We start from the raw sequence: 25,971 nt of genomic DNA, 5'->3' as shown, positions 1-25,971 counted from the left end.
CGCCCAATCCGGCCACCCCGCCCGCAGACGCCACCACCTCCCCCGCGCCCGCAGCTGCCCCCGCAGAGCCCGCGGCCGTGGCCGCAGAGCCCGCGGCGGGCGCAGAGTTGTGGGCAAACGCGATCGGGCGCGACCCGAACCGGACTTCGCCACAACTTTCCGCAGCGGGAGCCGCCGGTGCGACGCAGCTGCGGCTTCTGCTCGCCGGTGAGGTCGCACTCGACGGCGACAAGGACAGCGCCAGCGACGGCGCCAGCGCCAGCGCCAGCGCCAGCGACGAGGACAGCGCCAGCGCCAGCGACGGCGACAAGGACAGCGCCAGCGACGGCGACGAGGACAGCGCCAGCGCCGGCCCCGCTCGCCGCGGCGCGACGGTGACCCCGCTCGCCGGCGCCCCGCGCATCCGCATCACATGGGACGAGGGCGTGCACGCGAGCCTGACGCCCATCGAGTTCGACGATCCGATGCTCACGGACGTGTGGGGCCCTAGACTCGTGCGACTCGACCTCGACGTCGCACACCGGTCAACGCTGACCGTCACCGCGCGACAAGAGCACTCGACACTGCCCCTCGGGCAGACAGAAGCTGTGGGGGTCACAGAATGATGGAACAGGGATCACGACTCGCGACCGAGCGGCGGGACCTCATCCTCGAGCGGCTACTCGCGTCCGGCGCGGTGCGGGTCGCCGAGCTCACCGACGCTCTGGATGTCACCCCCGTAACGCTGCGACGCGACCTGCAGCAGCTGGAAGCGGAGGGGCTGCTCGTGCGCGTGCACGGCGGCGCGGTGCTCCCGCCCGACGGCGCACCGGCCCTGCAGGCGCGCCAGGCGAACAACGGCGCGCAGCAGACCATCGGCGTGCTCGTGCCGTCACTCGACTTCTACTGGCCGCGCGTCATCCGCGGCATGGAGCAGGCGGCCCGCGAGCAGGGCGCGAAGCTCCTGCTCCGCGGCACGTCCTACGAGATGCAGGATGAGCGGCCCGTGCTCGAGCGCATGGTCGAGCACGAGGGCGTCACCGGCCTTGTCGTCGCGCCCAACACCGATACCGACCACGCGCGCGAGGTCATGGAGTGGCTGCACGAATCCGGCCTGCCGTTTGTGCTCGCCGAACGCGACGCCGTCGTCGGCCCCGACCGCACCCCGGCCGAATCGGTCACCACCGACCACGCGCTGGGGGCCGTGCTCGCGGCCCGGCACCTCGCGCAGCTCGGGCACCGCAAGGTCGGCCTCTTCATCTCGCGGAACTCCCCCACCTCGCGCAAGATCATCGCGGGCTGGTCCGCCGCGTGCCGCGAGCTCGGCCTCACGCCAGGTGAGCATGTCGAGCGCATCCTGCCCGACCGCCGCGACCCGCGATTCTCGGGGGCAGTGGATGCCGTGCTCGACGCGGTCCTCGAGGCGGGCGTCACGGCCCTCCTCGTGCACTCCGACCGGGAGGCGATGGCGATCATCGACGTCGCCCTCGCCCGCGGGCTGAGCGTGCCGGAGGACCTGTCGGTGGTCGCCTACGACGACGAGGTCGCCGACCTCTTCACCCCGGCGCTGACCGCGGTCACGCCGCCCCGGTCCTCACTCGGGCGGGCCGCCGTGACGACCCTGCTCGCGCGCATCGCCGACCCGACGCGCCCCGTGCACCGCACCGTGCTCAGCCCGAGCTTCAACTCGCGACTCTCCACGGCGCCGCCTCGCGACAGCTGAGCCGCTTGCGGGCGTTCTCCCAGCCTTCCTGCCCGCACATCCCCCTAAGCTCTTCCGAAGCAAGGGGAGTACTCCCGTCTGCGGTGTGCCCGTCAATACGAGCGTGATTCCACGTTCCGGGGCATCGGCTCCACCATGTCAGCGTCGCTGATCTGGTCGGGGCGGAGGAGACCTTGGTGTCGTTGTCGAACACCAATCCCCCTTTGGAGTACCCCCATGCAGGTCACGACCTCTGTCTGGCTGATCACGATCGCGGTGACGATCGGATTCTTCGTCTACGAGTTCTTCGCGCACGTGCGGAAGCCGCACGAGCCGACCATCCGCGAATCCGCTCGCTGGTCGGCGTTCTACATCGGCCTCGCGCTGCTGTTCGGCGTCGGCATCGGCTTCGTCACCGACTGGCGCTACGGCGGCGAGTACTTCGCCGGCTACCTGACCGAGAAGGCGCTGTCGCTGGACAACCTCTTCCTGTTCCTCATCATCATGACCGGCTTCGCGGTGCCCAAGATCTACCAGCAGAAGGTGCTCATGATCGGCATCGTCATCGCGCTCATCATGCGCGGTGGCTTCATCGCTGTGGGGGCCGCCCTCATCGAGAACTTCTCCTGGGTGTTCTACCTGTTCGGCGCGCTGCTGTTCGTGCTCGCCTACCAGCAGATCAAGGGCGACCACGGAGACCCCTCGAACAACGCCTTCATGCGCTTCGTACGCCGCATCCTGCCCGTCACGGATGAGTACCACGGCGACAAGATGACCGTGAAGAAGGACGGCAAGCGCTTCGTCACCCCGATGCTCCTCACGATCGTCGCGATCGGCTTCATCGACCTGGTCTTCGCGCTCGACTCGATCCCCGCGATCTACGGGCTCACCAACGAGGCGTACATCGTGTTCACCGCGAACGCCTTCGCGCTCATGGGCCTGCGCCAGCTGTTCTTCCTCATCGGCGGACTGCTCGAGCGCCTCGTCTACCTCAGCCAGGGCCTCGCCGTGATCCTCGGCTTCATCGCCGTGAAGCTCGTCTTCCACGCCCTGCACGTCAACGAGGTGCCGTTCATCAACGGCGGCGAGCCGCTGCTGTGGGTGCCGGAGATCCCGATCTGGTTCTCGCTCACGTTCATCGGAGCGACCATCGCGGTCGCCACGATCGCGAGCCTCCTCAAGACGCGGAACGACCGCAGCAAGTCCGAGCGCTCCACGGTGCAGGACGAGCCCATCGAGACGGCGGCCGACGCTGCGGATGCGCCCCGCGCCGCCAGCGCGGGCCGCGCCGCGAGCGACGCGACCTCGAGCGGGTCCCCCGTCTCCGGCGGCGACTCCCGCGACGCCTAGCCGCCGCAGAACCCAGACACCGCAAACGCTGCCCGGCGTTTCACCCTCTGAGACCACTCTCAGAGGGCGAAACGCCGGGCAGCGTCGCAGATGGGGCGAAAGCTACGATGCGACGCCTCGGCGAGGACAGGGCCAGCGCTCCAGTTGACGCGCGTTAGTCAGTGTCGTACTGTGCTCCTATCGCTCGCATTAACGCGAGTTAGTCAACGAAGACAGGATTCCAATGAGCGGTCAGAATGCGTCGGCACACGGGGGTCCCGTGCGTGCGAAGGCAGTCACGATGGCCGACGTGGCACGCCACGCGGGCGTCAGCCGGACGGCAGTCTCCTTCGCTCTGAACGGTACGGACGCGGCCATCCCGGAGGGCACCAGGCGCCGCATCCGCGATGCCGCAGCCGAGCTCGGGTACCGCCCGAACGCGGCAGCCAGAGCACTCGCCGTCCAGCGCACCGGATGGTACGGCCTCGTCACGGAGATCGTGACGGCCCCGTTCGCCGTCGACATCGTGAAGGGCGCCCAGGCCGCCGCGTGGGAGCTCGGCAGCTTCCTCCTCATCGCCCCGAGCGACGAGGAGCCGACCATGGAGTCGCTCGCGATCGAGAAGCTGCTCGAGCAGCGGGTCGAGGGCATCATCATCGCCGCGACCTGGCATCGCGGCATCCGCGTGCCGGACAACGCGCACGACGTGCCCTGCGTGCTGGTGAACTGCTACGACCTCGACAACCGAGTGCCGAGCATCGTCCCCGATGAACGCCAGGGCGGGCGCACGGCTGCTCGCGCGCTCCTCGACGCCGGACACGAGCGCATCGGCCACATCACGCTCTCCCCCGGTATCGCGGCGACGGTCGGCCGCCTCGCGGGCCTCCGCGACGAGATGCGCCTGGCGGGGCTCCCCCTCGGCGACGAGCTCATCGAGTCGAGCGACGGGACAGCGGATGGTGGCTACGCCGCGGCCACCAGACTCCTCGATCTGCCCGAGCGACCGACCGCGATCTTCTGCGGCAACGACCGCGTCGCGATGGGCGCCTATGACGCCATCAAGGAACGCGGGCTCCGGATTCCCGAGGACATCTCCGTCGTGGGCTTCGACGACCAGGAGATCCTGGCCGGCTACCTGCGACCCGGCCTGACCACCGTCGCCCTTCCCTTCGAGGAGATGGGCGCGGCAGGGGTGACCATGCTCACCTCGCTGGCAGCGGGCGAGACGATCACCGATCGACAGATCGAGATCGCCTGCCCGCTGCGCTCGCGCTCGTCCATCGGAGGTCGAATCCGATGATCGAGCAAATCCCTGCCCTGCGAACTCCTACGCACGCGAAGAAAGAGACACCATGACCCTATCCATCAGACAGCGCGTCGTCACCGTGGTCGGCATGGGCGCCGTTGCCGCGGTCGCCATGTCCGGCTGCACTGCGTCCGCTTCCGGCGCCGGTGAAGCACTCCTGACGATCCCTCGCGAGGACATGGGGACGTTCAGCCAGAACTTCAACCCGTTCTCGCCGACCGCCGCCCCGATGACGCAGCAGGCGATCTACGAGTCGATGCTCATCTACAACCCCGCCGCTGGGGACACCGTGCCGTGGCTCGCCGAGTCCTGGGAGACGAGCGGTGACGGCCTCACGCAGACCTTCGACCTCCGCGACGGCGTGCTGTGGTCCGACGGCGAGGCGTTCACCGCCGACGACGTCGTGTTCACCGTCGACCTGCAGCGCGAGCTGCTCGGCGGATTCGACTACCTCGCCGACGCCAAGGCCGTCGATGCGGACACAGTCGAGTTCACGCTCTCGAAGCCGTACAGCCCGGCGCTCTACGAGCTGGGCCAGCTGACGCTCGTCCCCGAGCACATCTGGGCGGCCGAGGAAGATCCCGGCAACTTCGAGAACCCTCTGCCCGTCGGCACCGGCCCCTACACGGAGGTCACGAACTTCCAGGCGCAGTCGTTCGACCTCCTGCCGAACCCGAACTACTGGCAGGAGGGCGCCCAGAACATCCCCGGCATCCGGATGCTGGCGTTCGCCGGAAACGACGGGGCCAACCTGGCGGCCATCAACGGCGATGTCGATTGGGCCCCGCAGTACATTCCGAACATCCAGACCGCGTTCGTCGACCGCGACCCCGAGAAGCGGCACTACTGGTTCCCGCCGACGGGATCGATGATCAACTGGCAGCTCAACACGACGCTCCCGATGTTCTCCGACGTCCGCGTCCGGCAGGCGCTGTCCATGGCACTCGACCGCGAGCAGATCGTCGACGTCGGCATGTCCGGCTACACGAAGGCGGCGGACTGCACCGGGCTCTCTGGCGCGTATGACACCTGGCGCGACGAGGCGGTCGCGAGCTCCTGCGGCTGGGCCTCGCTCGACCTCGCAGCGGCGGCAGACCTCCTCGACGCGGCTGGATACCCGGAGGGCGCAGACGGGACGCGGACCACCCCGGACGGCCAGCCGTTCTCCTTCACCATCTCGGTCGGCTCGACGTCGAGCGACTGGCTCTCGGTCGCGAACATCATCGCGCAGAACCTGGGCGAGCTCGGCATCCAGGCGACCGTCGATTCGCCAGACTGGGCCTCGGTCGTCGCCGGATACGAGACCGGCGACTTCGAGACCGGCATCGTCTGGAGCGCCGCCGCGCCGACTCCGTACCAGTACTACCGCAACACGATGTCGACGGAGACCGTCGTTCCCGTCGGCGAGCAGACCTTCGACAACTACCACCGCTTCGGCAGTGCGGACGCCGATGCGCTGCTCGCCGAGCTGGCCAGCGCGTCCGAGCCGGAGCAGCAGGCAGCCGCGACCTCGGGCCTGCAGCAGCTCTTCGCGGAGCAGACCCCGGTCGTCCCCCTATTCTCGGGCCCTGAATGGGGTGCGTACACGACCGAGCGCTTCGTCGGCTGGCCGACGGAGGAGGACCCGTACGCGACCCTCGCGACCCGTTCCTCCACCACCGTGCTCGTGCTCACGAAGCTGACACCCGCCGAGTAGCAGCCGCCTTCTCTCGCCGCCGGCCGGGCCGTACCCCGGTCGGCGGCCCAGCCGCCGCCTGCCCTGAAGGGGCCGCGTCGCCATCCCATCAACTCCACCCGCTCCATCCATCGAGGAGGATGTCGTGAGCTTCATTCTGCGCAGGCTCGGGTTCTACCTGCTGGCCTTCTGGGTCTCCATAACCCTCAATTTTCTCCTCCCGCGTCTCATGCCGGGAGACCCCGTGACGCGCATGCTCTCGCGTTCTCAGCAGCGGCTCGACCCTGAGCAGGTCGATTCCCTTCGCGAGATGCTCGGCGTCAACGGCGGCCCATGGTGGCAGGAGTACCCCGAGTACCTGGTGCGCATCCTCACCGGCGACTTCGGCGTCTCCATCTCGAGGTTCCCGACCCCCGTCACGGAGGTCATCGCCCAGCAGCTGCCGTGGACGCTGCTCCTCGGCGCCGTGTCCCTGTTCATCGCCGTGATCATCGGCAACCTCCTCGGCATCCTGGCCGCGTGGCGTCGGGGCGGCGTGCTCGACTCGATCGTCCCGCCCCTACTGGTCTTCATCGGCTCGTTCCCCTACTTCTGGCTCGCGATGGGCGCGCTCTACGTCTTCGGAGTCATGCTCGGGTGGGCCCCGCTGCGGCACGCGTTCAGCGTCGGCCTCACCCCGTCGTGGGATCCGGTGTTCATCAGCGACGTCGCGGCGCACCTCGTCCTGCCTGCGCTCTCCATCGTGCTCGTGTCGATCGGCGGGTGGATGCTCGGCATGCGCAACACGATGATCGCCACGAACTCGGAGGACTACATCCTCATGGCGGAAGCGAAGGGGCTCAGCTCGTCGCGCGTCATGCTCCGGTACGGGGCCAGGAACGCGCTGCTCCCGAGCGTCACCTCCATCGGGATGAGCCTCGGCTTCATCGTCGGCGGGGCTCTGCTCACCGAGGTCGTCTTCGCCTACCCGGGCGTCGGCTACCAGCTGCTCGCTGCCGTCCAGGGCCTCGACTACCCGCTCATGCAGGGCCTGTTCCTCACGATCACCGCCGCGGTGCTCCTCGCGAATTTCCTCGTCGACCTCATCTACGTCCGACTCGACCCGCGCGTTCGCGTGCGCTGAGAGGTACCCATGTCGATCCAAAGCCCCGAGTCGCTCGCGCACGCCTCAGCCGTCCGCGACGCGAGCCAACCGCCGAGCACCAGCTCGATCGCCACCCGTGAGCCGGATGCGCAGAACCGCTCGCGCGGACGTCAGCTGACGCGCCTGCTCCGCGCCCTGCTGCGCAACAAGAAGGCGCTATCCGGGCTCATCATCCTGCTGGTGTTCGTGGTGCTCGCGCTCACCGCACCCGTGATCTTCCCAGGTGACCCGTCTCGGATCGGGTCGGGCGGAGCAACGCCACCCAGCGCGGATCACCTGCTGGGCACCACCGCGAAGGGGCAGGATGTGCTCGCGCTCACCGTCTGGGGTGCTCGCTCGAGCCTGCTCGTCGGGTTCGTCGCGGGTGTGCTCTCGACGCTCGTCGGCATCGTGGTCGGGCTCACGAGCGCCTTCTTCGGCAAGCGCGTGGACGATGCGCTCTCGCTGGTGACGAACGTCTTCCTCCTGATTCCCGGCCTCCCGCTGCTCGTGCTGCTCGCCGCGTTCCTCCCGCCGGGACTCGGCACGGTCATCGCGGTGCTCGTCATCACGGGCTGGGCTGGCAGCGCTCGGGTGCTCCGCGCTCAGGGCCTCTCGATCCGCGGCAAGGACTACATCGGCGCCGCCATCACCTCCGGAGAGCGACCGCTGTCGATCATCCTGCGGGAGATGCTGCCCAACGTGGCATCGATCGTGATGACCACGCTCCTCGCCTGCATCATCGGAGCGATCGGAGCGCAGGCCGGCCTCGAGTTCCTCGGGCTCGGCGACCCGAACACCCTCTCGTGGGGCACCAACCTGTTCTGGGCGTCCAGCGACGGCGCGCTCATGATCGGCCAGTGGTGGATCTTCGTCCCCTCCGGTCTCGCGATCGCGCTCGTCGCTTTCGCCCTCGCCCTCTGCAACTACGCGGTCGACGAGGTCACCAACCCACGGCTCCGGAGGCCGCGCACCGCGCGGACCGCAACGGCACCCACGACCGTCGACCGCAAGGAGCAGGCACGATGAGCGTCCTCGAAGTCCGCGACCTCACGGTCGACTACGTCAGCGACGAGCGGTCCGTCCGCGGCGCCGACCGCGTGTCCTTCTCGATCGCGCAGGGTGAGATCCTCGGCCTCGCCGGGGAGTCCGGCTGCGGGAAGTCGACGTGCGCGAACGCCATCATGCGGCTGCTGAAGGAGCCGGCCCGGATCACGGGCGGCAGCATCCTCTTCGACGGCCAGGATGTGCTGAGCATTGACGCCGGGCGCCTTCGCGATTGGCGCTGGCGGGAGGTGGCCATGGTCTTCCAATCGGCGATGAGCTCGCTCAACCCGGTGATGCGCATCGGCGACCAGCTCGTCGACACGCTGCGGGCTCACGAGCGCATCTCGAAGCGCGACGCATGGCGCCGCGCAGGGGAGCTCCTCGAGATGGTCAGGGTGGGCGCGGACCGTCTCCGCTCGTACCCGCACCAGCTCTCCGGCGGCCAGCGACAGCGGGTGGTCATCGCGATGGCCTGCTCGCTCCGCCCCCGCCTGCTGATCCTCGATGAGCCCACGACGGCCCTCGATGTCGTGGTGCAGCAGGACATCCTGCAGCAGATCCGGGACCTCCAGCAGGAGCTCGACTTCGCCGTGCTGTTCATCACCCACGACATGTCGCTCATGCTCGAGCTGTCCGATCGCATCGGCATCATGGTCGCCGGCCGCATCGTGGAGGTCGCGCCCGCCGCGGTCATCCGGAACGGCGCGCGTCATCCGTACACCCGGGCGCTGCTCGGGGCGTTCCCACCGATCAGCGGCCCGAGGACGAAGCTCTCCGGCCTGGCTGAGGGTGTGCGCTTCACCGATGTCCCCGACCTCGTCGAGGTCGCCCCTGGCCACCTCGTCGCTCCGAGCGGCGCACTGATCGAGGAGGAGACGCGATGAGCGTCGTCACCGAGCACGAACCCGTCCTGCGCGTGCGGGGCCTCTCCAAGCGGTTCCCCGGTGCCGGCCTCTTCGGCCGCCGCGGCGCGGTGGATGCCCTGTCCGACGTCGACCTGTCGATCGGCCGCGGTGAGATCGTCGCGCTCGTCGGCGAGTCCGGGTCGGGCAAGTCGACGCTGGCGCGGTGCGTCGCGCGCCTCGAGCAGCCGACTTCGGGAACCGTCGAGCTCGACGGAGTGGATGTCCTGCGCTCCGAGCGCCGCTCAGCCTCCCGCGCCTACCGGAACCGCGTGCAGATGGTGTTCCAGGACCCCTTCGGATCGCTCAACCCGGCCCACCGCGTCGGGGCGGTCCTCGAGCGGACCTTCCAGCTGCACGGCATGGGCCAGGGCGACGTGCACGAACGCTGCGCCCAGCTCGTCGAGTCGGTGGGCCTGGATCGCCAGGTCCTGAGCGCATTCCCGCACGAGCTCTCGGGCGGCCAACGGCAGCGCATCGCCATCGCGCGTGTGCTGGCCGTGGAACCCGATGTCATCCTCGCCGACGAACCGACGTCGATGCTCGACGTCTCCGTGCGCATCGGCGTGCTGAACCTGCTCGCCGGGCTCAGGGACGAACGCGGCATCGCCATGCTCTACGTCACGCACGACCTCGCCTCGGCGAGGTACCTCGCCGATCGGATCCTGGTCATGCACCGCGGACGGATCGTCGAGGGCGGCGAGTCGACCACGCTGCTCGCCAACCCCAGCCACCCCTACACGCGCCTGCTCGTCGGCGCCGTCCCCGACCCCAATCGGAGCTCCGCGCCGGATGTCGGCGTTCGCGCCCGCCTGCGGGAGGAGATCGCCGCGTGGACTTCCGGGCCAGCGCTCTCGCGCCGCATCGTCGACGCCGACAACGACCACTGGGTGCTCGCACCCGAGGAGAACGAATGACCGACACCACCGTCCGCGCCGACGAGCAGCTCATGAGAGCTCAATCGGACCGGCTTCGCCCCGCCTTCCACTTCACCTCGCCGGCCGGCTGGCTCAACGACCCGAACGGGGTCGCGCAGATCGACGGCCTCCACCACCTCTTCTACCAGCACAACCCGGAAGCTCCGGTGCACAACCGCATCCACTGGGGTCACGCCGTCAGCGACGATCTCGTGCACTGGCGCGATCGTCCGATCGCGCTCCGCCCCGGAGAGGGCGCCGACGGCGACGGCTGCTGGTCCGGCGTGCTCGTCGACGACGCTGGCACGCCGACGCTCGTCTACTCTGGCCGCCAGGGGCTCCGCGAGCTGCCGTGCCTCGCCGTCGGCTCGGCCGATCTCGAGGAGTGGTCGCCGCTGCCTGAGCCGGTCATCTCGACCCCTCCCGAAGGTGACCTCACGGCGTACCGCGACCACTGCGTGTGGCGCGAGGGCGACGTGTGGCGCCAGCTCATCGGCTCGGGGGTGCGCGGAGACGGTGGGTGCGCATTCCTCTACGAGTCCACGGACCTCCGCGAGTGGCGGCTCATCGGCCCGCTCGCGTCGCTCCCCGCTGGCCAGATCGCTCTCGACGACCCGGACTGGACGGGAACGATGTGGGAGTGCGTCGACTTCTTCCGGCTGCTCCCCGGCGACTCAGCTGGAACCGCGGCGACGGCAGCGCCGGACGCCGCGAGCGGCGACCCGCACGCGCTCATCTTCTCCGCCTGGCACGAGGGCGCGACCCTGCATCCGCTGATCGCCCTCGGGAGGTATCGGGATGACCGGTTCCAGATCGACCGTGTCCAGCGGCTCGATCTCGGGAGGCGCCACGCCTACGCCCCGCAGACGTACCGCGACGAGGCGGGCCGACGCATCCTCTGGTCGTGGATGCAGGAGGGGCGCACCGACGAGGCCATGATCGCCTCGGGCTGGTCGGGGGCCATGGCCCTCCCCCGGACCCTGTGGCTCGACCGTGACGGCGTCGTCCGACAGGAGCCGGTTCCGGAGTTCGCCGCCCTGCGAACGCACGAGCTCGCCGGCGACTGGTCTGGCGACACCCTCGACATCGAGGTGGATGCGCTCGTCGGGGACGGTCGCCGGCTCGCCGTGACCGTTCTCGCCACCCCGGACGGCGAGGAGGCGTGTGTCGTCGAGCTCGCTCGCCGGGACGGAGCGCTGCACCTGAGCCTCGACCGATCCCGGTCCTCCGCCGACACGACCGCGGACCGTTCGCGCCTCGCCGGCACGGTGCCGGAGCCGGGCACCGCCGACGACCGCGAGCGCCCCTCGCGTCTCCGCATCGTCGTCGATCGGTCCTCGATCGAGGTGTTCTGCGATGGCATCGCCCTGACGGCTCGTGTCTACCCCACCCGCACCGATGCGCTCGGCGCGAGAGTCGAGGGGAACGCGGCGGTCACGCGCGCGACCGCGTGGCACATGGCAGGCGCCGAGGAGCACAACCGGATCCAGCTGCACTGAACACGGCACCGACCCACCCCCGAGGGAACCTGATGACGAGCACCGCACCGACCACCTTCCGTCCCGCGTTCCACATGAGCGTGCCCCGCGGGTGGAAGAACGATCCGCAGCGCCCCATCCGCGTGGGCGACGAGTACCTCTCCTACTACCTGGCGAACGACGACTACGTCGAGGGCGGGATCGGAACTTCGTGGCGGCTCGCGACCACGCGGGACCACGTTCGCTTCAGCGATCAGGGAACGGCGATCCCCAAGTTCGCGAACGGGAACGGGGACTGCTGGTCGGGCTCCGTCGTCGTCGATGCGCACAACACGGCCGGGTACGGACGTGACGCGGTTGTCGGGCTGGTCACGCAGGCGCCGGCTGGCGTGCAGGCGGTGTACCTCTGGGTCTCGACGGATGGCGGGCGCACCTTCACGCCTGGCCCGCCCGACCCCGTCCTCGCGAACCCCGGGGTCGTCGACTTCCGCGACCCGAAGGTCGTGTGGGATGACGACCGTGCGCGCTGGTGCATGCTCCACGCGGAGGGCGACACGATCGGCTTCTACGTGTCGGCTGACCTGCACGGTTGGCGGCGGGTCGGCGAGCATCGCATCGAGGGCATCGGCCTCCTCGAATGCCCCGACCTGTTCCGGATGCGCGCGAGCGACGGCACGCGGCACTGGGTCCTCGGCACGAGTGCGAACGGCAAGGCTAGGGGCCTGCCCGCGACGTACGCCTACTGGGTCGGCGAGTTCGATGGCTCGGCCTTCACCTGCGACGAGCGGGAGGCCCTGTGGCTCGACCACGGGTTCGACTTCTACGGCGCCGTCACCTACGACGCGCATGACGCGGGCGGAGACGTCGACGAGTCGCTGCGCCGCGCCATCGGCTGGGCGAACTTCTGGGACTACCCGCACAATGCGCCATCGATGGTGACCGACGGGTACAACGGCGACGACATGATCGTGCGGGAGCTTCGCCTGCACCGACGCGGCAGCGGCTACGCGCTGAGCGCTCAGCCACCGGCCGCGCTCCTGGAGCACGCCACTCGACGCCATGCGCTGGGGACCGTCGCCGTCGCCGGGTTCTCGGACCTCGAGGTGCGGGCGGTGGCGTACGAGCTGCGCTGCGAACTGCGCTGGGACCCGAGCTCGCCACCCACCGGTGCCGGGCTGGAGCTCCGTCGCGCGAGCGGGGGTGCTCGGCGCATCGGGGTAGGGCTGTCGTTCGCGGATGCCTCGATCTCCGTGGACCGCGGTGAGACGTGGAGCCCGAGCGGCGGCGCGACGACGACGAGCATCGACGCGTCGACGGGATCGCTCCACCTTCGGATCCTCGTCGACCGGTCCAGCATCGAGGTCTTCGTCGGCGAGGGGTTCGAGGTGCACTCGCATCGTGTGTTCCCGCTGCCAGCCGACGACGGCATCCGGCTGCTCGCCGCGGGCGGCCAGATGACCTTCGCGGACCTCGAGATCATCGAGCTCGAGGTCCGCTGAGGCGCATTCGCCCGTGTGCTCAGTCCAGCGCGGCCGAGACGGGCACGCGTGGCCGGGGCTCTTCAGCCAGCTCGGCAGATGAGGGCGGGTCTGCGCCGGGACGGGAGACGGTGATCGCCGCCGCCCTTGCCGCTCGTTCCAGCAGGCTGCTCAGGTCTCCGCGATCGATGCGGCGGAGGGCCCCGCGGGCCGCGCCGTCCCTGAAGCCGAGCCGGAGCATGCCCTCGATGATCGCCGACATGAACGTGTCGCCGGCGCCCACCGTGTCGGCCACCGCAACCGAGGCCGCGGCGACGTCCGTCGTTCCGGCCTCGGTCACTGCGGTGGCACCGCTGCCCCCTGCGGTGACGACGACGACCGAGGGGCCCATCGCACGCCAGGCGCTGGCGACGTCGACGAGGCGTTCCCCGGGGTAGAGCCAGGCGAGGTCCTCGTCGCTGGCCTTCACGACATCCGCGAGCGCCACGATCTCCTCGACGCGCCCACGGACCTCGCGGTGATCGCCGAGGAGTGCAGGCCTGATGTTCGGGTCGTAGGTGACGAGCGCACCTCCGCGCAGTCGCCGGATCGCCTGGAGCACCTCGCGTGCGCCCGGCTCGAGCAGGGCCGCGATGGACCCGGTGTGCACGATGCCGGCAGTCACGGCGTCATCGACTCGGACGTCCCAGTCGAGCTGGAAGTCGTAGCGCGCCGACCCCGACTCGTCGAGGAACGCGGTGGCCGTCGACGTGGCGCCGGCGCTCGATCCCCCTCCGGTCAGGATCTCGACGCCGGACGCCTGCAGCCACGCGCGGACGCCCTCGCCGCGCCGGTCGTCGCCGATCCGCGTCAGCAGGCGGGGGCGACAGCCGAGTCGTCCGAGCGCGAGCGCCACGTTCGCGGGGCTTCCCCCTGGGCTCTCGTCGATGCTCCCGTCCACCCGGTGGACGACATCGACGAGCGCCTCGCCGATGACGAGGACGCTGGCGGTTGACAGTCCGGGCGCCACGTCTGCGGTGTCTGCGGTGCCTCGCATCCCGATCAACGCTCCGTCGAGCGCAGGAAGCTCAGCTCGCTCTGCGCCTCTTCGATGAGCGGGGTGAGCCGGTCGTTGAAGGCCTGCCCTGCAGGATGCGCCAGGTGGGCCTGGAACGCGGCGTCGTCCGCGTAGATCTCGAAGACCAGGAATCGGGCAGGCGCCTCCTGCCTGCGGTAGACCTGGAACTCCAGATTGCCTGGCTCGGCTCGCACGACCTCGGCGTAGGCGAGGATCAGCTCCAGGACTGCGGCCTCGGTGCCGGGCCTGGCCGTGAACTCCGCGTAGAGCGTCGTCTGCTCAGCGCCCGATGCGCCGTCCTCGCCCTCACGCATCAGCGGCCCCCGTCATGATCGCGACGGCGTCGGTCATGGTGTGCGACTGCGGCGTTATGGTCGCCGCTCGCTTCCCGAGGCGCTGGATGTGGATCCGGTCGGCGACCTGGAAGACGTGCGGCATGTTGTGCGAGATCAGGATGACGGGAACGCCCTGCTCGCGGAGCCGCTCGATGAGCTCGAGCACCTGCTTCGACTCCCGGACGCCCAGGGCCGCCGTCGGCTCGTCGAGCACGACGACCTTCGATCCGAACGCCGCTGCCCGCGCGACCGCGACCGCCTGCCGCTGACCGCCTGACAGGTTCTCGACGGCGACCGTGACGTCCTGCAGCGTCGAGATGCCGAGGCGCTGGACCTGCTCGCGGGCCTCCTTGCGCATCCCCGAGGTGTCGAGGGCACGGAACACCGTGCCCGCGATGCCGGGCTTGCGCCGTTCACGCCCGAGGAAGAGGTTGGATGCCACGTCGAGCGCAGGCGACACCGCGAGGTTCTGGTACACGGTCTCGATGCCAGCGTCGCGTGCATCCTGCGGTCGCTTGAAGTGGACCGGCTCGCCGTCCAGCAGCAGCTCCCCCTGGTCCGGCACGTAGGCGCCGGTGAGGCACTTGATGAGCGTCGACTTCCCGGCGCCGTTGTCGCCGATGATCGCGAGCACCTCTCCGGCGTGCAGCTGAAGGCTCACCCCATCCAGCCCCACGACCTTGCCGAAGGTCTTGACCAGCCGCTTCGCCTCGAGGACCGGGACCCCCTTCGGTGCTGTCGTGGGCTCGACCGCGTCTGCTACGAGGCTCATTTGCGTACCTTCCTGATCCACTGGTCGACGGAGACCGCGACGATGACGAGAATTCCGATGGCGAGGGTCTGATAGAGACCGTCGACGCCTGCAAGGAAGAGGCCGTTTCGGAAGACGCCCACGATGATCGCCCCGAGCAGCGTTCCCCAGATGATTCCCCGCCCGCCGAAGAGCGAGGTTCCGCCGATGACGACGGCGGTGATCGAGTCGAGGTTGAGGTCGGCGCCGGCGTTGGGGCTGGCGGCACCCGATCGGCCGATCTGGATCCACGCGGCGACCGCGAGGACGGCACCGGCGACGACGTAGACGCTCATGAGCACCTTCGTCGTGGAGATGCCCGCCAGTCGCGCGGCCTCGGCATCGTCACCGACCGCGTAGACGTGCCTCCCCCACGCGGTCCGCCCGAGTACGTACGCGACGAGCACGTAGAGCGCGAACATGATGATGACGCCGACGGTGAGCATGACGTCGCCGACCGGGAAGGCCGTGGCCGTCCACGTGAGCAGCTCCGGCATCTCCGCCTTGCGGATCGTCTGCCCGCCGCTGTACAGCAGCGTCAGCGCGACGAAGACGTTCAGCGTGCCGAGCGTCGCGATGAAGGGCGGCAGCTTGACCCTCGTGACCAGGAACCCGTTGAGGGTGCCCGCGGCCAGCGCGGCGAGCAGGCCAGCGAGCAGCGCCAGCGGGGCCGGGAACCCGTTCTGGACCGCGGTCTGCGCGGTGACCATCGACGCCAGGATCATGGCAGCCCCGACCGACAGGTCGATGCCTGCGGTCAGGATGATGAGCGTCTGGGCGATGGCGACCGTGCCTACGACCGAGACCTGGTCGAGGATGAGCGACAGGTTCCCCGGGGCGAAGAACCTGGGGTTGATCGTGCCGAAGACGATGATGGCGATCACGAGCACGACGGCCGGGCTGATGGCCGGATAGCGGTGGAGGACGCCGCGGACCCGATCGAGCGGGGTCCGCCGGTCGAGGAATTCGGCGGCGAGGTCGAGAGATGAGGTGGGAGGAGAGGTCTGAGTCACGAGTTCACTTCCTTGCAGTGGCGAGAGGCGTCGCGGCGCCGTGCGGCTGTCGCGACGGGTGCTGGACTACTTCGTGCCCCAGCAGAGCTCCGCACCCTCGGTCGTGTCGATGGACTCCACGCCGTCAGCGGGCTGGTCGGTCACCAGCGAGACACCCGTGTTGAAGAAGTCCAGGCCTTCGCTGGTCTCCGGGGTGCTGCCCGTTCCGACGAGCTCGGCGATCGCCTCGACGCCGAGCTCCGCCATCTTCACGGGGTACTGCTGGCTCGTGGCGTCGATGATGCCGTCGGCGACCTGGCCGACACCGGCGCATCCGCCGTCGATCGAGACGATCGTGACATCGTCCTTGCTCTTGCCCGCTGCCTCGAGAGCCTGGTAGGCGCCGTAGGCGGCGGGTTCGTTGATGGTGTAGACGACGTTGATGTCCGGGTTCTTGGCGAGGAGGTTCTCCATCGCCGTGCGCCCACCGTCCTCGGCACCCTGGGATGCCTCGTTCCCGACGATCGTGTACTTGCCGCCCTGTCCGCCGGAGTAGTTCCCCTGCGGGGCTTCGTCGCCGTTGACCGTGTCACTGCCGAGCTCGATGCCCATGCCCTGGAGGAACCCCTGGTTCCGGTTGTAGTCGACCGAGACCGCCTTGTCGTCGAAGAGGTCGATGAGGCCGATGACGGCATCCTTGCCACCAAGCGAGTCCGCTGCCCACTCGCCGACGTACTGCCCGGCGAGGAAGTTGTCGGTCGCGAAGGTGATGTCGACGGAGTCCGCCGGGTCCGGCACGGTGTCGAGGGCGATGACGAACAGGCCGGCGTCGCGAGCCTTCTGGACTGCGTCGAGCACGGCCGGCCCGTTCGGGGTGATGAGGATTCCCGCGTCGCCCTTGGAGATGGCCGCCTCGATGGCCTGGATCTGCGTGTCCTCGTCGCCGTCCTCCTTGCCTGCAGCGAGGGTGAGCGTCACCCCGTTCGCATCCGCTGCCGTCTGCGCGCCGTCCTGCATCGCGATGAAGAACGGGTTCGAGTTGGTCTTGACGATGAGCGAGACGCCGATGTCGCCATCTCCCCCACCCTGCGCGCCCTGGTCGGCTCCGGCGCATCCCGTCAGCGTCAGCGCTGCGATGGCGAGCACCGAGGAGGCGGCGAGAAATGGCTTCCGAGCGATTGGATTGCGGTTCTTCATTGAATTCCCCTGATCGTCTGCGTTGATTGACAACGTTGTCAACGACGTTTGTACTCCATGCGCCGAGTAGAGTCAACAGGCCGTCGAAAGAAAGGTCGATCGTGACAACAGCACCTCGGCGAGACGACCCCGCGAGCGGGCGCTCGCGCACGACCATGAAGCAGGTCGCCTCCCTCGCAGGCGTCGGAGTGAAGACCGTCTCCCGCGTCGTCAACAACGAGCCGAACGTGTCCGCGACCACCACCGAGCGAGTGTGGAACGCCGTCAGGGCCCTGAACTACCACGTGGACCTCGCCGCCGGGAACCTCCGCAGAGCCGACGGACGCAGCCGGACGATCGGCCTCCTGGTCGGCAGCGTCGACAACCCGTTCGCGGCCGCGATCCACCGCGCGGTGGAGGACGCGGCATTGCACCACAGCGTGGCCGTGTTCGCATCGTCGCTCGACGACGACGCCACCCGCGAGGAGGGTGCCGTCAGCGCATTCATGCGACGGCGCGTGGACGGCCTGATCCTGACGACGACCCAGCAGCCCACCTACCTCACCACCCTCCGCGACCGGGACATCCCGGCCGTGTTCGTCGACCGCGTCCCCCAGGGGCTTGACCTCGACGTGGTCTCGAGCGACAACCAGGCCGCGGCAGCACGGGCGACGGCACACCTGATCGAGCACGGCCACCAGCGGATCGCGCTCCTCACCGACCGGCTCTCGATCCAGACGGCCGAAGAGCGCCGTCGAGGCTTCCTCGAAGCCCTGGGTGAGGCCGGCATCCCCACACGGCTCGCCACGATCGTCACGGAGCTCCACGACGAGGAGACCTCGCGCGCGGCGCTCGGCCGACTGCTCGACTCCGAAACGCCACCGACGGCGGTCTTCAGCGCCCAGAACCTCGTCACAATCGGGGCCCTGCGCGCCCTCCGGGAGCGGGGCCTGCAGAACGAGATCGCACTGGTCGGCTTCGATGACCTCCCGCTTGCAGACCTGCTGGTTCCCGGCGTCACCGTGATCGCCCAGGACCCACAGCAGATCGGGCAGCGCGCCGCCGAGCTGCTCTTCGACCGCCTCGGCGGCGACCGTGGCCCCGCCCAGCGCGTCACCGTCCCAACCCGCCTCATCGAGCGCGGCAGCGGCGAGATCCTCGCCCCCACCTCCTGACGAGGCCATCACCCCCTCCCATCGAGGTCGACGCCAATCGACTCTTGCTTTGTCCGGTGGACAGTCTCTAGCATCGCTCGAAATGGATTGACATCGTTGTCAGTCCAGTCCGTTGCATTCGACGCACTGAGAAGAAATCGAGCGAATCCATGACATCGACGTCACCGAGACACCCGAGACCGATGCGGAAGGCTCTCGCCGCGCTGGCAGCAACCAGCATCGCGTTCGCCGTCCTCGCCGGCACAGCCGCCACAGCCACCGCCGAGGAGTCGGCCGAGGCGGGACAGGAGCAGTTCCGCCCGCAGTTCCACTTCTCCCCCGAGAAGAACTGGATGAACGACCCCAACGGCATGGTGTACGTCGACGGCGTCTATCACCTCTACTACCAGCACAACCCAGAGGGCACACGCTGGGGGAACATGAGCTGGGGCCACGCGACCTCCACCGACCTCATGCACTGGGAGGAGCAGCCGCTCGCACTCCCCCAGACCTTCGACGATTCCGGAGTCGCGATCGAGGACATCTTCTCTGGCTCCATCGTCGTCGACGAGACCAACAGCTCCGGTTTCGGCACCGGAGACAAGCCCCCGCTCGTCGCCATCTACACGAGCGCGTACACCCAGGATCATCCGACGCACCCCGGGCTCCAGGCCCAGTCGCTCGCCTACAGCAATGACGGCGGATACACCTGGACGAAGCACGAGGGCAACCCCGTCTACGACCGCGGCTCCGCCAACTTCCGAGACCCGAAGGTCTTCTGGTACGACGGTCCGGCCGGTGCGTACTGGGTCATGGCGGCCGTCGAGGCGGTCGACCACAAGGTGATCCTCGCGAAGAGCACCGACCTGCGCTCCTGGGAGCACCTCTCGGAGTTCGGGCCCGCGAACTCCACGGAGGGCATCTGGGAGTGCCCGGAGCTCTTCGAGCTGCCCGTCGACGGCAACCCGGATGAGACGAAATGGGTCATGGTCGTCAATCTCAACCCAGGTGCCGTGGCTGGCGGCAGCGGGGGCCAGTACTTCGTCGGCGACTTCGACGGCACCGAGTTCACGAGCGAGACCACCGTCGAGCCAGGCACCACGGCAGAAGGAACCCCGTTCGCGACCTTCGACGGCGGAGACTTCAGCGGGTGGACCGTCACCAACGAGTCCGGGAACGAGGCCGATGGCCCGTGGGGGCTTGCACCGGCGGCCGGGGCGCTGCCAGGCCAGGGCCCCGTCAAGGGCGCCATCGGAGCCGGCTTCGCGAACGGCTTCCACGGCGGGGACTGGCCGGTGGGCTCGCTCGAGTCCCCGCAGTTCACGATCGAATCCGACGTCATCAACCTGCTCGTCGGCGGAGGCAACCACCCGCACGTGGACGGCTCGCAGCTCGGGAACGAACCGCCGGCGGGCACCACCGTCTTCGACTTCGAGCTCGCCGATGGCGAGAACCTCCTCGGCTCAGGCTGGGAGGCGACGGGCGACTTCGCCCTCGACCCGGCACGCAGTCCCTCGACGACGAGCGGCGAGTACGCGCTCGGCGACAAGCGCGTCAACACGTGGGAGGGCGGGCCGCTCGGAGACGACAACACGGGCACGATCACGTCGCCCTCCTTCACGCTCGACGGCGATTTCGCTTCCTTCCTCGTCGGCGGGGGCAACCGCACCGACGGCACCCTCCAGGTCGAGCTGCTCGTCGATGGCAGCGTCGTGCGCACGCAGACCGGTGCCAACGCCGGGCAGATGACGTGGCAGTCGTGGGACATCAGCGAGTTCGCCGGCAAGGATGCGCAGCTCCGCGTTCGAGACGAGGCGACAGGAGGCTGGGGGCACCTCACCTTCGATCACCTCGTGATCGGCGACGAGCCCTCGCAGCTTCGCTCGGAGGAGACCGCGGTCAACCTCATCGTCGACGGCGAAGTCGTGCGCACGGCGACCGGCAGGAACAGCGAGACGCTCGACTGGTCGAGCTGGGACGTCTCCGACCTCCGCGGACAGCAGGCCACGATTCAGGCGGTCGATCAGAACAGGTCGGGCTGGGGCCACCTGATGCTGGACCAGATCATGTTCGCCGACACGAGCGTCCCATCGACGCTCGAGAGCTACGACTGGCTCGACTGGGGCCGCGACTACTACGCGACGGTCTCGTACTTCGGCACCCCGGACGGGAGCCGGATCATGCAGGGCTGGATGAACAACTGGGATTACGCCAACGACATTCCCACCTCGACGTGGCGCAGCTCGATGACGCTCCCGCGCGAGGTCGTCCTGACCTCGACTCCAGCGGGACCGCGCCTCAAGCAGCAGGTCGTCCCCCAGGTCGATGAGCAGCTCGACGTGGCAGGCGCGGCCACGCGCACGGACGTCGCCCTCAATGGCGCGGTGGATCTCGGGCTCTCGGGAGACGTCGTGAAACTCGAGGTGACCCTGGAACCGGGCGAGGCGCAGCGGGCGGGAATCACGGTCTTCGGGGACGCCGAGTCGGGAACCCGCATCGGCTACGACGCCGCGCAGGGACGCCTGTTCGTCGACCGGACGAACTCCGGCAACGTGGACTTCCACCCCGCCTTCGCATCGGTGGAGGATGCGCCGGTCGCCCTCGACGACGACGGCTCGGTCACCTTCTCCCTCTACCTGGATCGCGCATCCGTCGAGCTCTTCACGGCGGACGGGATGGTGACCATCACCGATCAGGTGTTCCCGAACGAGGGCGCGGACGCCATCACCGCCTGGTCCGAGGGCGGAGCGGCGACGCTACGACGCATCACCGTCACGCCGGTCACGCCGACGATGTGGCAGGAGCCCGGACCCGTCGTTACCCCGCCGACCGCGACGGCCACGGCAGCTCCGACCGGGGGCGCCACGCCCTCGCCGTCAGCCACCTCCGCATCCACATCCGCACCCACGTCCACGTCCGCACCCACATCCACGCCTCAGGGTGGATCGGACACCGGGACGCCGACTCCGGAGGGGCTGGCGTCGACCGGCGCGGACTTCCCCCTGGCGGCGGTCCTCTTCGGCCTGGCGCTTGTCGGCGGCGGAGCGGTGCTGGGTGCTCGACGACTCGGTCGCCGAGGTCAGTAGCAAGAGCCTCCCGGCAATAGGGCCCGGCGGGCCCTATCGCCGATCACTGCCCGGCGTTTCGCCCTCTGAGACCGCTCCCAGAGGGCGAAACGCCGGGCAGCGTCGCAGACGGGGCGGGCGCAGGGGCCGGCGGGTGTGCGGGGCGCGGGGCGGACCCCGGTTACTCCTCGAGGGGGCCGAGCGTGGCCTGCGCGACGAAGCGAGCGACGGGAGACGCCGTCACCTCGAGCTCGACGATCGCGACCGTGTTGACGCCGGCGCGGAGCACCGAGCCCGGCACGTAGAGCGTCTGCTGCGGTCCGCTGCGCCAATAGCGCCCGAGCAGGAAGCCGTTCACCAGGGCGTACCCCTTGCCCCACTTGGCGGTGTCGAGGTAGAGGTCGCTCGGCGCTTCGAGCTCGAACTCTCCGCGAAGCCCTGTGAGCCCGAGCGGCGTCTCGGGATGAGCCAGTGGCGCGGATGCGTCGGCCGCAGCAAGAGCAGCGCCGGGTGCGCTGGTGAGCGCCGAGCCGATCGCGATTCCGGCCTCAGCGACGTCGATGGGCGTCGCCGTCCAGCCTTCGAGGGGAGCCCCGTCGAGGAGCGGCGTGCCGATGATGCCCTTCTCCTCGCCGATGCGCTCGGCGTAGTTGACGCGACCCTGCTCCTCCACGAGCACGCGCAGCCGCGTCCCGGCGGGCACGACGATCGACGTCTCGTGGAGGGTGCGCGACAGCGTGCCGAAGGGGACGCCGTCGATGGAGAGCCAAGCGAAGTCGCGCACTTCCTCGAACTCCAGCAGGCGGGGTGCGGATGCGCGCGGCAGCTCGGCCTCGTAGGCGACCAGGGCGCTCAGGTGCTGCAGGGCATCGAAGGTCGGGGGCGTCGTGTGGCGTTCGGGACTGACGGGCGGGAGCCACGCATCCGGTGCCACGACGGAGAGCGGAACCTCGAACGCGGGAGCTGGGACCGCGAGGGCGGGGGTCTCCGCCGGCACGTCGGCGTACTTCGCGATGACGTCCCTGAACGCGAAGAACTTCGGGGTGGGGTTCCCTGCCTCGTCGAGCGGCGCGTCGTAGTCGTAGGAGGTCGCGATGGGCAGGTACCTGCCCTTGTGGTTCGCCCCGTTGGTGAGGCCGAAGTTGGTGCCGCCGTGGACCATGTAGAAGTTCACGGAGGCGCCGGCGGCGAGCAGAGCGTCGAGCTCGCGAGCCGCATCCTCGACGCTCGTCGTGTGATGGAAGGCACCCCACCAGTCGAACCAGCCGTCCCAGAACTCGGCGCACATGAGCGGGCCGGTCGGCTGGTGGCGCCGCAGGGTGGCGAGGCGCTCGTCGGCGCGCGACCCGAACGAGCCGGTGAGGTGCACGCCGTCGACGCTGCCGTCGCTCAGCATCTGGTCGGTGGGCTGATCGATCGTCGTGAGCGGCACCGTGATGCCAGCCTCGCGGGTGACCTCGACGAGCCGCTCGAGGTAGGCGGTGTCGTTGCCGTAGGCGCCGTACTCGTTCTCGATCTGCACGAGCACCACGGGGCCGCCGACGTCGATCTGCCGCGGCGCGACGATGTCGTAGACGCGCTGCAAGTAGGTCTCGACCTCGTGCAGGTAGCTGGGTTCCGAGCGTCGCAGCCCCACCCCGGGCATCGCGGTGAGCCACGTCGGGAGCCCGCCGTTGTGCCATTCCGCGCAGATGTAGGGGCCTGGGCGCACGATGGCGTGCATCCCCTCGGCCGCGATCAGGTCGAGGAACCGGCCGAGGTCGTTCCAGCCGGTCACATCCCACTCCCTCTTGCGGGGCTCGTGGGCGTTCCAGGCGACGTAGGTCTCGATCGTGTTGAGGCCCATGAGCTTGGCCTTGTGGATGCGGTCGGCCCACTGCTCGGGATGCACGCGGAAGTAGTGCAGCGCCCCGGAGAGCACGCGGTGGGGTTCGCCGTCGAGGAGGAAGTGCTCTTCGCCGATCTCGAAGGTCATGTGAGCAGACTCCTGTCTTCTGTCTTCGCTGACATCGGGGGTGTTGAGAGGAACCGGGGTGGATCAGCGTTGGACGGCGTCGCCGACGCCGTCCACGAGCTCGCGCAGGTCGCCCCAGCTCGGCAGCGACTCCCAGTCGCCGTCGCTGCGGCAGGCGCTGGCTCCGCACGCGGCGGCCGTCAGCATGCGCTGCTCGAGGGGCGCCCCACGCGTGAGCTCGACGAGGTAGCCGGCCGCGAAGGCATCGCCGGCGCCGACCGTGTCGACGACGTCGACCGCGAAGGCGGGCACCTCGACCTCGAGGTCGCCGTCGACGCCGGACGCGCCGTGCTCGCCGCGCTTGATGACGGCCTGCCGGGGACCGAGGGCCTGCAGGGCGCGGGCCTGCTCGAGCGGGGATGCCTCGCCGACGAGCATGGCGGCCTCGTCGTCTCCGGCGAAGACGATGTCGCTGAGCGCGGCGAGCTCGCGGTAGCGGGGAGCCGCGGCCTCGGCCGACCACAGCTTGCTGCGGTGGTTGACGTCGAACGACACGGTCACGCCATGCTCGCGAGCGAGGCGGACGGCGCTGAGCACCGTCTCGGCGGCGCTGTCGCTGAGCGCGAGGCTGATGCCCGTGACGTGGAGGACCTGGGCACCAACGATGGCCTCGCTTGGGACGTCGGCCGGCGTGATGCGGCTGCCGGCGAGTCCGCCGCGGTAGTAGGTGACGCGGCTGCGGCCCGGACGGGGCCGGTCCTTGAGCATGATCGCGGTGGGTGCATCCGTGTCGACCGTCTCGTGCAGCTGCACCTGTTCGGCCCTGAGGGCGCGGAGGATGCGCCTGCCGACGGCGTCATCGCCGACCCGGCCGATCCACGCGGCCTCGACGCCGAGTCGGGCGGCGGCGATCGCGACGTTGCTCTCCGCACCGCCGAAGCTCATCTCCGCGTCGGACTGCAGGTCGAAGCCGCCGGCCCGGCGCGCGATCACCAGCCCGAGCGCCTCCCCGATCGTGACGATGCCGCTCACGTGCGGCCGACCTTGGCGGCGCTCACGCGGGTCGCGATGTCGGCGGCCGCGCGGGCCGCCTCGGCGACCGCGTCTGCACCCTCGTCGAGCAGCTTCGAGCTGCCGAGCCAGCTTCCGCTCGCGGCGAAGACCGCCGGATGCTCGAGGTGCTCGGCGAGGTTGGCGATGCTGATGCCGCCGCTCGGCATGAACGTGATGCCGCGGAACACGGAGGCATACGTGGTGAGCAGGGACAGCCCGCCGAAGTTGCCCGCCGGGAAGAGCTTGAGCTGCGTCAGCCCGAGGTCGCGGGCCGCCGTGATGTCGCTCGGCGTGAGCGTTCCCGGGAGGATCGGAACGTCTGCGTGCTGCGCGACTCGGACGACCTCCGCCGACAGTCCGGGCGAGACGAGGAACTGCGCCCCCGCATCCAGCGCCTGCTTGGCCTGCTCGGTGTCGAGCACGGTGCCAGCACCCACGATGAGGTCGGGGCGCCCCGCGATGTGGCGCAGTGCATCCAGTGCCCCGTCGCCGCGCAGTGCGATCTCGACGATGCCGATGCCGCCCGCGACGAGACCGTCGGCGAGCGCCTCGGCCTGCGCCTGCGTGCTCGGCGTGGAGAGGGGAACGACGGAGTGGCCCTCGAACAGGGCGCTCATCGTGCGAGCCATCCGCCGTCGACGGGGAGGACGACGCCCGTGACATAGGCAGCGGCCGGGCTCGCGAGGAACACGGCGGCACCGCCGAGGTCTTCTGCCTCGCCCCAGCGACCCGCGGGGATGCGCTCGAGGATGGACCGCGAACGGTCGCTGTCTTCGCGCAGCGCCTCGGTGTTGTCGGTCGCGATGTAGCCGGGGGCGATCGCGTTGACGGTCAAGCCGCGGGATGCCCACTCGTTGCTGAGGGCGTGGACGAGGCCCGCAATGGCCGACTTCGACGCCGTGTACCCGGGCACGTTGATGCCGCCCTGGAAGCTGAGCAGGCTGGCGGTGAAGATGATGCGCCCGTTGCCGCGTTCGACCATTGCCGCGCCGACGATCTGGCTGAGCACGAACTGGCTCGAGAGGTTCACCTGGATGACCTCGTCCCACCAGTCGAGCGAGTGCTCGGCGGCGGGCGCGCGGCGGATGGTGCCTGCGTTGTTGACGAGGATGTCGGCGTGCTTCACGGATGCGCCGAACTGCTCGACGGCGGCACGGTCGGTGAAGTCGACGCCGTGGCCCTCGAAGCTGCGGCCGAGCGAGCGGACACGCGCCCCGACTTCGCCGCCGTCGGCTTCCTGCTGGGAGGACGCGGCGATGATGTCCGCCCCCGCCTCAGCGAGTGCCGTGGCGATGCCGAGGCCGATGCCGCGGCGGGCGCCGGTGACGACCGCGGTCTTTCCAGTGAGGTCGAAGCTGGTCATAGCGACCCTTTCGCGTGAGGCCAGGTCCACCTGGCGGAACTCGGTTTCATTCACCTACTATAGACGTGCCACGAACGAATCACGAGAGGAACTCCC

Annotated in this window: 21 protein-coding genes and 1 pseudogene; 13 read left to right on the top strand and 9 right to left on the bottom strand. The window is 69.5% G+C overall.

Features of this window, described 5'->3' with window-relative positions; genetic code table 11:
• The 11 genes and pseudogenes from C5B99_RS19160 to C5B99_RS03105 all read left to right on the top strand — a co-directional run.
• Positions 1 to 605: pseudogene (locus tag C5B99_RS19160) on the top strand (hypothetical protein); the annotation flags it as partial.
• Entirely contained in the window at positions 602 to 1,702 is a 1,101-nt protein-coding gene (locus tag C5B99_RS03150; RefSeq protein WP_104240334.1) for a substrate-binding domain-containing protein, read from the top strand. The pseudogene C5B99_RS19160 and the gene C5B99_RS03150, both read left to right, overlap by 4 nt.
• Positions 1,703 to 1,918: 216 nt before the next feature.
• Positions 1,919 to 3,031, top strand: coding sequence for a TerC family protein (locus C5B99_RS03145; protein WP_104240333.1), 1,113 nt, complete (start codon positions 1,919 to 1,921; stop codon positions 3,029 to 3,031).
• 223 nt (positions 3,032 to 3,254) lie between these two features.
• Positions 3,255 to 4,310 (top strand): LacI family DNA-binding transcriptional regulator, encoded by a 1,056-nt coding sequence (locus tag C5B99_RS03140; RefSeq protein WP_104240332.1) that lies wholly within the window; start codon positions 3,255 to 3,257, stop codon positions 4,308 to 4,310.
• A gap of 52 nt (positions 4,311 to 4,362) precedes the next feature.
• The gene (locus C5B99_RS03135) at positions 4,363 to 6,012 is read left to right on the top strand and encodes an ABC transporter substrate-binding protein (protein ID WP_104240331.1); all 1,650 of its coding nucleotides are present in this window, start codon (positions 4,363 to 4,365) and stop codon (positions 6,010 to 6,012) included.
• A 124-nt stretch (positions 6,013 to 6,136) separates the two neighbouring features.
• Positions 6,137 to 7,114: an ABC transporter permease gene (locus C5B99_RS03130; RefSeq protein ID WP_104240330.1), complete on the top strand. Its 978-nt coding sequence runs from the start codon at positions 6,137 to 6,139 to the stop codon at positions 7,112 to 7,114.
• 9 nt (positions 7,115 to 7,123) lie between these two features.
• On the top strand, positions 7,124 to 8,143 hold the full coding sequence (locus C5B99_RS03125; protein WP_104240329.1) for an ABC transporter permease: 1,020 nt from the start codon (positions 7,124 to 7,126) through the stop codon (positions 8,141 to 8,143).
• A complete protein-coding gene (locus C5B99_RS03120; protein WP_104240328.1) occupies positions 8,140 to 9,045 on the top strand; it encodes an ABC transporter ATP-binding protein in 906 nt (301 codons plus the stop codon). The genes C5B99_RS03125 and C5B99_RS03120 overlap by 4 nt, the downstream gene beginning before the upstream one ends.
• Positions 9,042 to 9,980, top strand: a complete 939-nt coding sequence (locus C5B99_RS03115) for an ABC transporter ATP-binding protein (RefSeq protein WP_104240327.1) — start codon at positions 9,042 to 9,044, stop codon at positions 9,978 to 9,980. The genes C5B99_RS03120 and C5B99_RS03115 overlap by 4 nt, the downstream gene beginning before the upstream one ends.
• Positions 9,977 to 11,479, top strand: coding sequence for a glycoside hydrolase family 32 protein (locus C5B99_RS03110; protein WP_104240326.1), 1,503 nt, complete (start codon positions 9,977 to 9,979; stop codon positions 11,477 to 11,479). The genes C5B99_RS03115 and C5B99_RS03110 overlap by 4 nt, the downstream gene beginning before the upstream one ends.
• A gap of 32 nt (positions 11,480 to 11,511) precedes the next feature.
• Positions 11,512 to 12,957 carry a glycoside hydrolase family 32 protein gene (locus C5B99_RS03105; protein ID WP_104240325.1) on the top strand — a complete coding sequence of 482 codons (1,446 nt, stop codon included), beginning with the start codon at positions 11,512 to 11,514 and terminating at the stop codon, positions 12,955 to 12,957.
• A 19-nt stretch (positions 12,958 to 12,976) separates the two neighbouring features.
• Here C5B99_RS03105 and C5B99_RS03100 read toward each other — a convergent pair whose 3' ends face one another.
• The 5 genes from C5B99_RS03100 to C5B99_RS03080 form a co-directional block, all read right to left on the bottom strand.
• A complete protein-coding gene (locus C5B99_RS03100; protein ID WP_104240324.1) occupies positions 12,977 to 13,972 on the bottom strand; it encodes a PfkB family carbohydrate kinase in 996 nt (331 codons plus the stop codon).
• A 5-nt stretch (positions 13,973 to 13,977) separates the two neighbouring features.
• Positions 13,978 to 14,307: a putative quinol monooxygenase gene (locus C5B99_RS03095; RefSeq protein WP_104240323.1), complete on the bottom strand. Its 330-nt coding sequence runs from the start codon at positions 14,305 to 14,307 to the stop codon at positions 13,978 to 13,980.
• The gene (locus C5B99_RS03090) at positions 14,300 to 15,100 is read right to left on the bottom strand and encodes an ATP-binding cassette domain-containing protein (protein WP_104240322.1); all 801 of its coding nucleotides are present in this window, start codon (positions 15,098 to 15,100) and stop codon (positions 14,300 to 14,302) included. Before C5B99_RS03090 ends, C5B99_RS03095 begins: the two co-directional genes overlap by 8 nt.
• Positions 15,097 to 16,131, bottom strand: coding sequence for an ABC transporter permease (locus tag C5B99_RS03085; RefSeq protein WP_104240321.1), 1,035 nt, complete (start codon positions 16,129 to 16,131; stop codon positions 15,097 to 15,099). Before C5B99_RS03085 ends, C5B99_RS03090 begins: the two co-directional genes overlap by 4 nt.
• 66 nt (positions 16,132 to 16,197) lie before the next feature.
• Positions 16,198 to 17,307, bottom strand: a complete 1,110-nt coding sequence (locus C5B99_RS03080) for a substrate-binding domain-containing protein (protein ID WP_104240320.1) — start codon at positions 17,305 to 17,307, stop codon at positions 16,198 to 16,200.
• A 101-nt stretch (positions 17,308 to 17,408) separates the two neighbouring features.
• Here C5B99_RS03080 and C5B99_RS03075 point away from each other — a divergent pair, with 101 nt between their 5' ends.
• Complete coding sequence (locus C5B99_RS03075) at positions 17,409 to 18,461, top strand: LacI family DNA-binding transcriptional regulator (RefSeq protein WP_308471349.1); 1,053 nt, start codon at positions 17,409 to 17,411, stop codon at positions 18,459 to 18,461.
• Positions 18,462 to 18,643: 182 nt separating this feature from the next.
• Positions 18,644 to 21,526 (top strand): GH32 C-terminal domain-containing protein, encoded by a 2,883-nt coding sequence (locus C5B99_RS03070; protein WP_104240318.1) that lies wholly within the window; start codon positions 18,644 to 18,646, stop codon positions 21,524 to 21,526.
• A gap of 160 nt (positions 21,527 to 21,686) precedes the next feature.
• Here C5B99_RS03070 and C5B99_RS03065 read toward each other — a convergent pair whose 3' ends face one another.
• The 4 genes from C5B99_RS03065 to C5B99_RS03050 form a co-directional block, all read right to left on the bottom strand.
• The gene (locus C5B99_RS03065) at positions 21,687 to 23,480 is read right to left on the bottom strand and encodes a beta-galactosidase family protein (protein WP_104240317.1); all 1,794 of its coding nucleotides are present in this window, start codon (positions 23,478 to 23,480) and stop codon (positions 21,687 to 21,689) included.
• 63 nt (positions 23,481 to 23,543) lie between these two features.
• Positions 23,544 to 24,491 carry a sugar kinase gene (locus C5B99_RS03060; RefSeq protein ID WP_104240316.1) on the bottom strand — a complete coding sequence of 316 codons (948 nt, stop codon included), beginning with the start codon at positions 24,489 to 24,491 and terminating at the stop codon, positions 23,544 to 23,546.
• Positions 24,488 to 25,129 carry a bifunctional 4-hydroxy-2-oxoglutarate aldolase/2-dehydro-3-deoxy-phosphogluconate aldolase gene (locus C5B99_RS03055; RefSeq protein ID WP_219819610.1) on the bottom strand — a complete coding sequence of 214 codons (642 nt, stop codon included), beginning with the start codon at positions 25,127 to 25,129 and terminating at the stop codon, positions 24,488 to 24,490. The genes C5B99_RS03060 and C5B99_RS03055 overlap by 4 nt, the downstream gene beginning before the upstream one ends.
• On the bottom strand, positions 25,126 to 25,875 hold the full coding sequence (locus C5B99_RS03050) for an SDR family oxidoreductase (protein WP_104240314.1): 750 nt from the start codon (positions 25,873 to 25,875) through the stop codon (positions 25,126 to 25,128). Before C5B99_RS03050 ends, C5B99_RS03055 begins: the two co-directional genes overlap by 4 nt.
• Between the last annotated feature and the right edge of the window lie 96 nt (positions 25,876 to 25,971).

The sequence above is a fragment of the Pseudoclavibacter sp. Z016 genome (assembly GCF_002931215.1).
Lineage (GTDB): Bacteria > Actinomycetota > Actinomycetes > Actinomycetales > Microbacteriaceae > Pseudoclavibacter.
Note: the sequence above shows the minus strand (reverse complement) of the source record. Positions and strands in the feature narration are given on the sequence as shown.